The sequence below is a fragment of the Nostoc sp. genome (assembly GCF_036917515.1).
GTDB lineage: Bacteria > Cyanobacteriota > Cyanobacteriia > Cyanobacteriales > Nostocaceae > Nostoc.
Genome location: NZ_JBALDE010000103.1, coordinates 1 through 13,082 on the forward strand (window position 1 = coordinate 1; position 13,082 = coordinate 13,082).

The following is a 13,082-nucleotide window of genomic DNA, read 5'->3' on the forward strand; positions in this document are numbered from 1 at the left end:
TGCTGAAGTATTCAATTCGATTATTACTTCATTACTTGAAGTACGGGAAAATACCCGTGTTAACCTGATTCATCCCGCACTTATGCAACGCCCAATTTTTAAGACTTCACTACTACCCATTGCGTCACAGCTGCCATTGCTCGCCAACCTAAAAATTGACCAATAGGTTCCGCCCGCTGAATGGCAATACGAGTTAAATTGCCACCGACTCGTTCATGCCATTGAAATAAAGTTTGCTCACCCTCTACCGTGACAACATTCGCTACTAAACGCCCACCTGGCCGCAATGCTTCCCAGCAAATATCAAAAAGTCCCATTGTTGTAACCCCACCACCAATAAAAATGGCGTCTGGTGCTGGCAAATCTTTTAGGGCATGGGGCGCTTTACCTTCAATGATTTGCAGATTTGGAGTACCAAGAGTGGCGGCGTTGTCAGCAATATACAGTAGTCTAGAGGAGTTTTGTTCGATCGCGATCGCTCGACATCGAGCATTACTTTGCATCCATTCAATTGAAATTGAGCCGCAACCCGCGCCCACATCCCACAATAATTCTCCCGGTGTGGGAGCCAAAGCTGCAAGGGTGATTGCCCTAACTTCACGCTTCGTTAACTGACCATCGTGGTGGTAGGCTTTATCTGGTAATCCTGGTAATCTTGGTAATGGCATAACCCCAGCATCAGCAATACAATCAACTGCGATCGCATTCAAAGCCGCAACTTCGGTTTCACCCCAGGATGCAGCCGTACCTTCCACAATTCTTTCATCAGCGCCGCCCATACGCTCCAATACGGTGATTTTACTGCCACCATAGCCGCGATTTGTCAAAATTTGAGCAACGAGCGCTGGTGTGTCTTTACCCTCACTCAAAATCAACAGCCGCGCTTTTGGATAAATATAAGACTGGAGTAGAGAAGATGGACGACCATTCAAACTCAAAGTTTCCACCTCAGTTAAAGACCATCCCACCCTGGCACAGGCGAGGCTGAAGGCTGAAGGTGCGGGGATAATCGTCATTTCAGAGATGGGAATTCGCCGGCTCAAGGTGACACCTATGCCGTAACACATCGGATCGCCGCTTGCGAGTACGCAGATTGACTGGCCGCGACGCTGGATGATTTCCTCTACTGAAGCATTAATGGGAGATGTCCAGACTAGTTTCTCACGTTGGTCATCTGTAGGAAGCATTGCTAAATGGCGATCGCCTCCGACAATAACTTTGGCTCGATCGAGTAAAGAAAGAGCGATCGCGCTTAACCCCTGTAATCCATCTTCCCCAATGCCAACAATAGAAAGCCATTTCATGATTAATTACTTCATAACGTTGTTGGCAGGAACTTTTAACTGATAATTCCGAGATTGTTGTAGATTTCGATCAGATTGCCATCAGGATCGCGCAAATGAGCTGTGCGGATTCCCCAGCTTGGGCGATCTTGTGGTTGAGTCACAACCAGCGCATTCTGAGCCTTTACTTGCTCGTAGACTTCATCGACGTTATCAACTGCGAAAATCAACACAATTTTATCTCGATTGACAACGTATGAAGGCTGTTCAATTCTTGGGACTACTTCAGCCATTAATTCTTTTTTGAACAAACCCAGCTTGAGATATCCGCTATTAAACTCAGCATATCCGCTATCTTCATCGCCCCAATCGACATCAAATTTCAGCAGATCCCGGTAGAACAGAAAAGAATCTTTGTAGTTGGAGACAAGTAGTCTCAGGTGTGTTAGCTGAAGCTTCATATCTGTTGGGTTAGTCTACTAACTGTGAATTCTAGGTTCTGGGTGCAAATTCGCTAGCAACTCGCTTTCGACAATTGCTAATTCATCAAGCCGTTGCATGACAATTTCTTTGTCGAAATAAGTAGTAGCTAAAACCCAATATATACCGTAGTGACGCGCTTCGGATGCCATTAGCCCACGATAAAATTTTGCTAACTCTGGCTCTGGACAGTGAGCAGCTAATAGTCCCAGGCGTTCGTGAGAGCGAGCTTCAATTAAACCAGTGATTAGTAAAGAATCGAGAAATCGCTCAGGTTCTTTGGGGCGGACAGCAGCTTTTAAAAGAGCGCCGTAGGGAGGCGGTGGTAAAGGAGCCAAGGGAATATTCCGGCGTTCTAACCATTGGTTAACTAACTCAAAGTGTTCTAGTTCTTCGCGGGCGATCGCTGTTAACTCCCGAACCATTTTAGTATTGGAAGGGTAGCGAAACATCATATTCAAAGCCACGCCTGCTGCTTTGCGTTCGCAGTGGGAGTGGTCGAGTAAGATAATATCTAAATTAGCGAGCGCTTGTTCAACCCAAGCAGAGCTAGTGGGCTGTTTCAGGGCGTTGATAGTTGATAACTGAGTAAACACATCAGAAAACTCCAAAATTTTAATTTTGCTAAATAGTCCAGCAAATTGATTTTAACGGAATATTTTTGGGACAAAGTTCAATAACTGCTCGGTAGTGAAGGGTTTCGCTAAAATTTCCAGTTTTACCCTTAATACGGTTCAGTTAAGGCTAAAACTCTGTTTTCCAAGTCAATTTTTTAACGAACTGCCAAGGCGCAGAGGACGCAGAGAGAAAAAAGAAATGCTTACAGCAGTTTTAATGTATTTGAACCACATCTGTTGTAGGGGCACAAGGCCTTGCGCCCCTACCGCGTGGTCTATTTACCTGAAAATAGCTGTAACTGAACCGTATTGGTTTTACCCTGACTATCTTCCACAGCGATCGCAATTAGTTCTGCCGGAAAATCGATACTTCCTTCATTATCTCTCCCTGCTCCCCTGCCTCCTTCATTCTTGCTGCCGTCGTTTCTCTATATCTTGAATAGAAATCATACTGCTGGCCTTGTCTACATCTACCATCATCAAAACTGCTCCTTGCATTTCAATCCCAAGCAGCGGAGTAATTGCCAGGTAACATTTTATTTGCCTACCCCGACGATTAGTAGCATCGAGGATCATTTCTTCAAACTGCTTTTTCCCGGATAGGGATTTACGAATAGGCGATCGCAACTGCTCGACGGGTAGCCCAATGTCTAGGCTGAAGATAGACTTTCCGATCACTTCATCAGTTCGTAAGCCCCATAAATCTTCTACCATGTAATTCCAAATAGAGATATTAAAGCTACTGTCAATTACCACTATTCCCGTTTGGAGACTTTTGAGAATAGAGATGAGAAAAATATTTGTGCAATTGAGTTCTGTGGTGCGTTCGCTCAATTCGTTATTAATTGTCTGTAATTTTTCATTAGTAAATTGGAGTTCTTCATTCATCGTCTCCAATTCTTCATTGGTAAATTGGAGTTCTTCGTTGGTAGTTTCTAACTCTTCATTGGTAGATTGTAATTCTTCGTTAGTAGTTTCTAATTCTTCATTGGTAGATTGGAGTTCTTCGTTGGTAGTTTCTAATTCTTGTTGGGAACGTTGCAGGGCATCTTGGAGTTTAATATAACGGGTGACATTATGAAAGGAGATACTGACTCCTAAAAAGCTGCTGTCTGTTTCTTGTAAAGGCGTAATTTGTACATCTAGATATTGGATTTCTGTCTTAGACACATAACGCTCTACATTTGTTAGGCTCACAGGGCGGCGTTCAGTATAAGCCCGTTCAATTAGCGAGCACAATTCAACTGGGCGATAGGAAAGTTCTAGATCCTGGAAAGGACGAGCTAAATCTTTGGGGAAAAGGCCGAACAAAATCCGCGCTTGCTCGTTCACCGTTACTAGAGTGCCATTGATATCAATGACTATTTGGGCGATTGGAGCTGTGTCAAAACCCATATTTTGCAATGGGAGGTTTTGAGACAAACGGTTACTAGATTTGTCATCTAGGGAATTTGTCATAACTAAGAGGCGATTGCGTAAATTCACCATCGATGCCTTAGTAAATATCCGATTTTTCAAGTCTAGCGGCGTAAACAGACTAGAATGCATCAATAGCATCTCTGCTTTTCCCAAAAACAGATAGCCATTATCATTTAGTGCAAAATGAAACCGGGCTAAAATTCGCCCTTGAGTTTCAGAATTAAAATACATTAATGTATTGCGGCTGACTAATAAATCTAAGTGCGAAATAGGCGCATCCTGAAGTAAATTGTGGCGACCAAAAATCACTAAGCGGCGCAAGTCTTGACGGAAGACATAGCGGTTTCCAACAACATCAAAGTATTTCTGCCGCAGTTCATCTGGTATCGTTTGGATATCTTCTGCTGAATACACAGCTTGTCTAGCTTGGTTGAGAGCCTCTTCATCTACATCTGTAGCGTAGATTTTCACTCGTTGGCAAAATTCCTCTGCTCCCAAAATTTGGGCGATCAACATTGCCAAGGTATAAGCTTCTTCCCCAGAAGCACAGCCAGCGCTCCAAATGCGGATTTTATCGGAAGCTTTTTTCTTCTTAATCAGATTAGGCAGTATTTGCTCTGCTATATATTCCCAAGCTGATGGATCTCGAAAAAAAGTAGTGATGTTAATTAAAATGGTATTGAAAATATAATTGAATTCTTCTGGATAAACTTCCAGATAATCTTGATATTCTTTAAAACTTTTTATAGTTAATAACTGCATCCGCTTGAGTACCCGACGTATTAAACTCGAGCGCTTATAGCCTGTAAAATCAAATCCTCGGCTTTGTCTGAGATAAATTAGTAGATTTTCAAAATTGGGATCTTTTTCTGCAGAAGTCATAGGTTAGGGGCAAAGGAGCAGAGGAGTAGAGGGGTAGACCGATCTACGTCCGCAAGTATCAAAGACTCGTTGGCGAGTATCAAAGACTCATTAACAAAGTTCTGAGCTTCATTAATGAGTATCAAAGACTCATTACAGCAGTTTTTATATATTTGAACCACATCTATTGTAGGGGCGCAAGACCTTGCACCCCTACTGCGTGGTCTATTTACCTGAAAATAGCTGTAAACTATGGTGACACTAAGTTGCATTCTAAAACATATTTGCTCTGCTCCCCTCCCCCCCTGTCTCTATCCTTAGTCAGATTCTCCCATGATCAAAGTCACCAGGGTACTAGAAATTTCGTCAAGGGGAAGAATAAAATCTACATTGCCAGTTTGAATTGCGGCAGAGGGCATCCCGGAAAATTCGGCGGTTTTTACGTTTTGGACAATAACAGTACCGCCCATTTTTTTATCGCTTCTATTCCCGTTGCACCATCACTACCCGTTCTAGTTAGCACAAGGGCGATCGCCACTATATCAAAGGCAACATTAGTAAAGTGAGGTGGATGATTTTTGGCATTTTCTGCTATCTCAATCAGAATTTTGCGCCTATGACTATCTGCGTAACTTCTTTAGTTACAAATATGATTAATAAAGTTAAAATTCTTTATTCTTAATTTATCTTCTACAAGATATCTGAACTACTTCCGCATTTTTTTGCCTTTACTTATCAAATTCACAGGTTAATCTTCCTGCTCTAGAATACGTTTTGCCTCCAAAAGTTGCTGCTTATGTTCCTCACTAACTGTTGGGTATTGCAGATTTAGTTCTTCTAATTTTGTACAGATGATATTGGCAACAGTCAGGCGGGTAAACCATTTGCGATCGGCAGGAATAATATACCACGGCGCCCATTTAGTACTAGTATTATTAAAAACATCTTCATAAGCATTCATATAATCATCCCAAAAAGCTCGTTCTCGGACATCATTATCTGAAAACTTCCAATTTTTTTCAGGAAGGTTAATCCGTTCTAAAAAGCGCTTTTTCTGCTCTGACTTGGAGACATTTAGAAAAAACTTTAGAATAATTACACCATTATCAACCAAATATTTTTCAAAGTTATTAATTTCTTCAAAACGCTGTTTCCATATCTTTTTTCCATTAGGGAAGTGAGGAAGTTGTTGTTTTTGCAGCATTTCTGGATGGACGCGAACCACTAATGTTTCTTCATAGTATGAACGGTTGAATATGCCAATTCTTCCTCTTTCTGGCAGAGCTTTCATTGAGCGCCACAAGTAGTCATGGTCTAATTCTTCCGCACTGGGTCCCTTAAAACTAAATACTTGAAATCCTTGGGGATTCACACCAGAGGTCACGTGTTTAATAGTGCTATCTTTGCCAGCAGCATCCAATGCCTGAAAAATAATTAACAAAGCATAGGTGTTTTGAGCATAGAGAATATTTTGGTAATTAGCTAGTCTTGCAATATCTACCTGTAATTTGGTTGCAGCATCACTTTTTTGATGAAAATCACTCTTATAGGCTGGATCATAGTTTTTTTTCAGAGAAATCTTTGAACCTGGCGGAACAATGAAAGCATCATGATTCATGTATAAAATCTCCTTACAGCTACTTAATACACAAGCACATTTTGAAGTATTAATTTCTGAAAGTTATAATTTATTAAAATTTGGAATCAAAATTCATAACTTTTAACTGATTCTGGCAATTTAACTCCCTAGAATTGGTCATCGACTAGTTTTGTAACTTTTTGTAAATTCCTATTAGAGGTAGGAGTAAAATTAAATATGCGTTATTCAGAACCTTTGTAGAGATATAGCATTGTTACCTCACTACATTCTTTTTTACTCATATCTCTATAACAAAACTTAATTACGAATTACTTCCGTCGCTTTGGCATAGGACGCATAGCTTCACGTCCCAAGATAAACATCCCGGTGACACCTAAACTGACAAACCAAATATATTGATACCAATATTGCCGAATCTGCTCAACTGTACTGGTTTTTGGATGCAATGTGTTTAAGTATAGCAGCAGCATCAATATCATGAGTGCCCCAAAACCAACAAGGCTTAAACCAACAAGAATTCGTGCCGGACGCAGTTCAAAATCACTAATAGTATTTAGGTCAATTTCTGCCAGTTCCTTAAAAGAGTCATCTGCCAAAGATGAGATTGCTTGGAATCTATTGCTCAGTTTTGGTGGCAAAATCGGCGATAGTTTCGCTACAGTTGGGTGACGAAGCAAAGCTTCAGTATCTCGCAGCAGTTCCAGCGGCTTCCGGGTAGTAGTTGGTTGAGCAAACTTTGTGTTGTCTGTAGGAGTTGAGGCATTAACTTGGCTTTCAAAATCCATAGTACGCTTCGGAAAAACCAGGATATACATAGCCTAGCGAATCAAAAGACAAATGCGTGAAAATAATTCGTAATTTGTAATTAATTGATTTATAGGAAAAAATATATTCTTTCTTCAAAGAAAGTCAACTTAGGCGTTGGATAATTACAAATTATTCGTCCATCTCTTTTAATGTAGCTAATGCTGATGGAGATAAACGACTGAGATAGCGGAAAATCCAGTATTTAAAGATAGTGTTTAAAATTACAGGAAATGTGGCAATAAACAAAAAGATTACATTTCGACTGGCTGGTAGACCTAAATGTTCTGCGAATACTGAAAGAAGGACTTCCCAGCCATCTGGCGAGTGAAATCCGACAAATATATCTGTAAATAGAATAATCAAAAAAGCCTTAGCACTATCGCTGAGACCATAGACAATAGTATCTATAAAAGACTTAAGAATCAATATTTCTCTTTTGCTTATAGCGATAACTATACCAAAAGAAAATAGTGATATTAAATCAGCAAAAACATTACTAATATTACTATTACTTTTTATCTGAAATTCTTCAGATATTTCAACTGCTTTACTTTTTATTTTCTCTTGTACTATCTCTGAAGAAAGGGATGGCACTTGATTAAGCAAATATTCAAATCTTAGTCCTTCTTGAAACTTATGTAATTCATGGAGTGCTTCTTTCTCCATATCAGAATTCAGAAAAATTTTAGTTACGTTATCTCCTCTAACCCTTTCTAATATTGGAAATACTATAAATTCTTTAGATAAAGTTTGAGTTAAAAGTGGTACAATAATTAGAACTATCAAAAACTTCAAAGCAATTATTGTTCTACTTTTGGAAATACGATAATTTGTGATAAACTCTTCTTCTGTCTGCGGTGCTAAATCGGTTTGAATTTTATTAATCTTTCTGCCAATAGAGCTTGGAGTCTCTCCAGTTTGTTGAGTTGGAGGTTTAACTTTAATTTCATCTATATTAGGTATTTTTAACTTTTTTTTAATTTCTTTTTCCTTGATGTTTAAAGGCTGATAAGTTGAAGACAATGGAAGCTCATTAATTGTTTCATATTTGATGGCGTACTTTTCTACTACTTCATCAATCACCTTCAATTTTTCTAACAAGACAGGATTAGAGATATTAATAATTCCACGACTCAGTTGAAATTCTGCAAGCCTAAATTTAATAATAGTTAAGTTCTTGTTCAAATATACTTGCCAATAAGACATTACGTTTTCAGTATAATTGACTGAGTGTGAAGATATTTTTTTGTTATCAAAATGTTCGAGTTCAATGTTTTTAATTCTTTGAGCTGCTTGGTAAGCTTCTGAAAGTGCCCTTTCTGGTGTATCTGACAACCAACGGTTAAGCGATCGCAAATATTTTTGGAAATTTTTGCGGAGTAATTTTGCTGTTCTGCTAAGTGAGTTTTTCATTACATATATGACTATTTAGATAATGTGTATTATAGTTATATAATCAAAAAAAAATGGGTAAGAACAGCTAAATAGTTAGTCCAATCAAGATTCAGGTAATACTCCCTAATGTGATGTTTACGACGGGCTACGTCTACCAATTTCATATTACCTGTAAAATCAGATGGATTAGCATAAATTGACACTGGTTATATTAGATTGGCAGTTTATCGATTACACTGTCATCATTTACACCAGTTATCAGTGTTTATGCTCACACAAAAGCCTTGATTGCAACATTTCACAATCGAGGCAAATCTTCCACTATGCAGAGTCTATCACTCTCAAAGAAAATAGGAAGTAGAGATATTGCTTTCTCATCTCCCTTTATCCCCTCATTTCCCTGATCCCCACTCGCAATTTTTAAATTATGAGTTTGAGTCTATGCATGATTGTCAAAAACGAAGCAGCAACACTGCCGAAATGCCTGAGCAGTGTGAGAAAAGTAGTGAATGAAATGATAGTCTTGGATACAGGCTCAATCGATCACACTCCTAATATTGCCCAACAACTCGGTGCAAAAGTCCATCATTTTAAATGGTGTAATGACTTCAGTGCTGCCCGCAATGCAGCTCTCAAATATGTCACTAGTGATTGGATTTTGGTATTAGATGCTGATGAAACTCTGACTCCAACAATTGTACCGCAGTTACGAGAGGCGATCGCAACAGATGAATATCTGCTCATCAACCTCGTCCGCCAGGAAGTTGGTGCAGAACAATCTCCCTATTCTTTGGTTTCCAGGCTATTCCGCAATCATCCAGATATTCATTTTGACCGTCCTTACCATGCCTTGGTAGATGATAGTGTCTCAGAAATTTTAACCAGAGAACCCCATTGGCAAATAGGTTATTTACCTGGCGTTGCCCTTGTACACACAGGATATCAAAAAAGTGCGATCGCTCAAAATAACAAATATGCTAAAGCCGCTACGGCGATGGAAGGGTTTCTGGCAACTCATCCCAACGATCCCTATGTTTGCAGTAAATTAGGAGCGTTGTATGTGCAAACTGGGAAAATTTCTCAAGGTATGGATTTGCTAAGACAAGGAATCACCGTTGCTGAAGACAACTACGATATTTTATATGAACTCCACTATCATTTAGGCATTGCCTACAATCGGTTACAAAAATCCCCACAGGCGATTTCTCACTATCAAGCTGCCATCAAATTGCCAATTTATCCCATGCTCAAACTAGGAGCATACAACAACTTGGGTAACTTACTCAAAGCAGCAGGAGATTTCAACGGTGCGAAAACTGCTTATACCACAGCTTTAAAAATCGATCCCACTTTTGTTTTTGGACATTATAATTTGGCGATGACATTTAAAGCTTTGGGTTTATTTGCAGATGCGATCGTATATTATCAACATGCAATCACCTTAAATCCTAACTATGCCGAAGCATATCAAAATTTAGGGGTAGTGTTGCTGAAAATTGGCAATCATCAAGATAGTTTAACAGCTTTTAAAAAAGCGATCGCCCTTCACGAAAGGTATAATCCCGAAGAGGCGAAGAGGCTACGCCAGGGGTTGCAGGAGATGAAATTGATGTAGAGGTGAGGGGGCATGGGGCATTGGCAAATGACAAATGGCAAATGACAAATGACATTAAGATATTATTATCAATATTTCAGAGGTTTCGATGAGCCAAACCATTGATGAACGGATACGCTGGACAAGTGCAGACTTAGAGTTATTGCCAGATAACGGTAATCGCTACGAAATTATTGATGGGGAATTATTTGTGACTAGGGCACCGCATTGGGGACATCAAAAAGCCATAGCGAATATTTGTGGAGAATTAAGAACTTGGTCACTCTCAACAGGTCTTGGTGAAGCTGTTCCTAATCCAGGAATTATTTTTAGTGATGCAGATAACGTTATTCCCGATGTGGTTTGGGTAAGTAAAGAACGCCTCGCCATTTTACTTGATAATGGAAGGACATTTAACGGGAGCGCCAGAACTGGTTGTAGAAGTACTTTCTCCTGGAGTCCAAAACGAGCGACGCGATGCCTACAGCGGGCTACGCCTACGCGAAATAAAGCTAAAATTATATGCTTCTAGAGGAGTTCAAGAATATTGGATTTTGAACTGGCAATTACAACAGGTTGAAGTGTATCGCCGAGAAAAAGCAGTCCTGAAATTAGTAGCAACATTATTCGCAACAGATGACCTCTCTTCACCTCTGTTAACAAATTTTATTTGCACCGTGGCGCGGTTGTTTGTGTAAATACGTGGAACTTCAAGCTTGGTTCTCGAAAGTTCCAGTTCGGAACATGAAACTTCAGCTTCGCAAGCTGAAATTTTAGTCTCAGAACTCGGAACTTCAAGCTTAAAACTCGGAACTACTCGCTCGCAACAGAAAACATAAGGCTGAGAACCCTGAACATCAGGTTAAAAGACTTGCAATTAAAAAAATGTCCAGTAGCGTAATGCAGGATCTTACATATTGTGGTGCTTAGAGACAAATCGCGGTAAAGTTCCTTAGTAAGCCTGTATTATTTTGTATAACCACTCGACAATAACATTTATTCTTTATGTTATTTATAAGACAATTATTGTTTCCTCAATTGTCGATAGAGGTTGCAAAAGCCTTTGCCATAGCAACCTTGACTACATTTACCACTACTGTAATCATCAATCAGCCCAGTTATGCTAGCGACATAAATTTTTTGGAAATTCGTTTAACTGATGCTTTCAAAGTTGCAACCCTCACGGCTGAAGACTTCTTTAATCAGGGTTTGGATAAGCAAAAGAAAGGAGATTTGCAAGGAGCGATCGCAGCTTATACTGAAGCAATTCGCCTCAATCCTAACTTTGCCCTAGCTTACATCAATCAAAGTGTTGCCCGCGCCCAATTGGGAGATAAAAAAGGGGCAATAGAAAATTACAACCAAGCTTTGCGGATTAATCCCAACTTTGCCCAAACTTACTACAACCGGGGTGTTGTCCGCGCTGATTTGGGAGATAAAAACGGAGCAATGGAAGATTTCAACCAAGCTTTGCGGATTAATCCCAACTATGCCGAAGCCTACAGCAACCGGGGTCTTATCCGCGCCCAATTGGGAGATAACAAGAGGGCAATCGAAGATTTCAACCAAGCTTTGCGGATTAATCCCAACTATGCCGAAACTTACGGTAATCGGGGTGTTGTACGCACTGATTTGGGAGATAAAAAGGGAGCAATGGAAGATTTCAACCAAGTTTTGCGGATTAATCCCAACTATGCCGAAGCCTACTACAACCGGGGTGTTGTACGCACTGATTTGGGAGATAACAAGGGGGCAATGGAAGATTTCAACCAAGCTTTGCGGATTAATCCCAATTATGCCGAAGCCTACAGCAACCGGGGTATTGCCCGCGCTGATTTGGGAGATAACAAGGGGGCAATGGAAGATTATAACCAAGCTTTGCGGATTAATCCCAATTATGCCGAAGCTTACGGTAATCGGGGTGTTGTCCGCGCTCAATTGGGAGATAAAAAGGGGGCAATCGAAGATTACAACCAAGTTTTGCGGATTAATCCCAACGATGCCAAAACTTACATCAACCGAGGAAATACCCGCGATGAATTGGGAGATAACAAGGGGGCAATGGAAGATTATAACCAAGCTTTGCAGATTAATCCTAACGATGCCCTAGCCTACTACAATCGGGGCATTTTCCGGGCTGGTTTGGGAGATAAAAAGAGGGCAATTACTGACTTCCAGCAAGCCGCAGATATCTTTAAACAACAAGGAAAAATAGAGGAGTCCCAAAAAGCACTGGACACCATCAACCAACTTCAGAAGTAGATGCTTGAGGCGTTGCATCTGTTTAACCTTGTATCAAAATTCCTACTAAAATCTGCATCAAGATTTCCAAATCAGTTGGTACCCTATACAACATTAAATCTTGACTCACTTTCCTGTCTTGGCGATCAAAACTACCAAACTGCCAAATATCCCCAGTAGTCACAGCACCATACAAGATTGACTCATCTGATTCTACCCACGTATCCAAGGCAATCAACTCCGTCGCTAACTGAGTAAATCCCCGTGTTAAATCTGCCTGTTTTGCTTCTACCACTAAGACATTGTGTTTTGACTGAAGATAGTAATCTAAGTCACCTCTAAGGTACTGGTTAACCTCAATCGGGTACTCAATATTAACTATTGCTTTTGTAATGTGGGCTACTTCTAATAAGATGGGTGCGATTAGTACCTCTCGTCTAGCCGCTTCACTAGTTAGACTAACACGAGCGATCGCTTCTTCTAAGCGTTGGTGTAAGTCTGGTAAGCGAGTTAGTAATTCTGAAGCAGCCACAGGTAAATTGATTGTTGTTTTAGTTAAAGTTACTCCTAATTCCCGCAAAATATCGGCGGGAGCAAATTTCATTAGAAAATAACTGCGAAATGTGTAGAATTCATTTGGTTTAAGTATTGAGGGACGGTGACGTTCAGTCATGATAAAACCAATAAAAGCAGGTAAAAATAGGAGCAATACTAGTTCGGTTAAGCCTAAAAAATAACTCTTGATGTAAAGTTCAGCTTGATGATGCTGGAATTAATTAATATTT

The 13,082-nt window shown here is 40.0% G+C and carries 11 protein-coding genes and 1 pseudogene; 3 read left to right on the forward strand and 9 right to left on the reverse strand.

The window, feature by feature from the left end; translation table 11 throughout:
- Positions 1-98: 98 nt before the first annotated feature.
- From cbiE to V7K89_RS12550, 8 genes are all read right to left on the reverse strand, one after another.
- Positions 99-1,304, reverse strand: coding sequence for a precorrin-6y C5,15-methyltransferase (decarboxylating) subunit CbiE (gene cbiE / locus V7K89_RS12515; RefSeq protein WP_335187494.1), 1,206 nt, complete (start codon positions 1,302-1,304; stop codon positions 99-101).
- Between the two features lie 35 nt (positions 1,305-1,339).
- On the reverse strand, positions 1,340-1,744 hold the full coding sequence (locus V7K89_RS12520) for a VOC family protein (RefSeq protein ID WP_335187496.1): 405 nt from the start codon (positions 1,742-1,744) through the stop codon (positions 1,340-1,342).
- An 18-nt stretch (positions 1,745-1,762) separates the two neighbouring features.
- Positions 1,763-2,359, reverse strand: coding sequence for a tRNA-(ms[2]io[6]A)-hydroxylase (locus V7K89_RS12525; RefSeq protein ID WP_335187678.1), 597 nt, complete (start codon positions 2,357-2,359; stop codon positions 1,763-1,765).
- A gap of 426 nt (positions 2,360-2,785) precedes the next feature.
- Positions 2,786-4,681 (reverse strand): CheR family methyltransferase, encoded by a 1,896-nt coding sequence (locus tag V7K89_RS12530; RefSeq protein WP_335187498.1) that lies wholly within the window; start codon positions 4,679-4,681, stop codon positions 2,786-2,788.
- A 296-nt stretch (positions 4,682-4,977) separates the two neighbouring features.
- Complete coding sequence (locus tag V7K89_RS12535) at positions 4,978-5,130, reverse strand: chemotaxis protein CheB (RefSeq protein WP_442941650.1); 153 nt, start codon at positions 5,128-5,130, stop codon at positions 4,978-4,980.
- A 278-nt stretch (positions 5,131-5,408) separates the two neighbouring features.
- Positions 5,409-6,278: a polyphosphate kinase 2 family protein gene (locus V7K89_RS12540; protein ID WP_335187500.1), complete on the reverse strand. Its 870-nt coding sequence runs from the start codon at positions 6,276-6,278 to the stop codon at positions 5,409-5,411.
- Between the two features lie 290 nt (positions 6,279-6,568).
- Complete coding sequence (locus tag V7K89_RS12545) at positions 6,569-7,045, reverse strand: hypothetical protein (RefSeq protein ID WP_335187502.1); 477 nt, start codon at positions 7,043-7,045, stop codon at positions 6,569-6,571.
- A gap of 151 nt (positions 7,046-7,196) precedes the next feature.
- Positions 7,197-8,480: a proton extrusion protein PcxA gene (locus V7K89_RS12550; RefSeq protein WP_335187503.1), complete on the reverse strand. Its 1,284-nt coding sequence runs from the start codon at positions 8,478-8,480 to the stop codon at positions 7,197-7,199.
- A gap of 409 nt (positions 8,481-8,889) precedes the next feature.
- Here V7K89_RS12550 and V7K89_RS12555 point away from each other — a divergent pair, with 409 nt between their 5' ends.
- From V7K89_RS12555 to V7K89_RS12565, 3 genes and pseudogenes are all read left to right on the forward strand, one after another.
- On the forward strand, positions 8,890-10,077 hold the full coding sequence (locus V7K89_RS12555; protein WP_335187505.1) for a tetratricopeptide repeat protein: 1,188 nt from the start codon (positions 8,890-8,892) through the stop codon (positions 10,075-10,077).
- Positions 10,078-10,165: 88 nt separating this feature from the next.
- Positions 10,166-10,754 (forward strand): annotated as a pseudogene (locus V7K89_RS12560) (Uma2 family endonuclease).
- Between the two features lie 307 nt (positions 10,755-11,061).
- On the forward strand, positions 11,062-12,318 hold the full coding sequence (locus V7K89_RS12565) for a tetratricopeptide repeat protein (RefSeq protein WP_335187507.1): 1,257 nt from the start codon (positions 11,062-11,064) through the stop codon (positions 12,316-12,318).
- 22 nt (positions 12,319-12,340) lie between these two features.
- Here V7K89_RS12565 and V7K89_RS12570 read toward each other — a convergent pair whose 3' ends face one another.
- Positions 12,341-12,970 (reverse strand): hypothetical protein, encoded by a 630-nt coding sequence (locus V7K89_RS12570; RefSeq protein ID WP_335187509.1) that lies wholly within the window; start codon positions 12,968-12,970, stop codon positions 12,341-12,343.
- Positions 12,971-13,082: the final 112 nt, after the last annotated feature.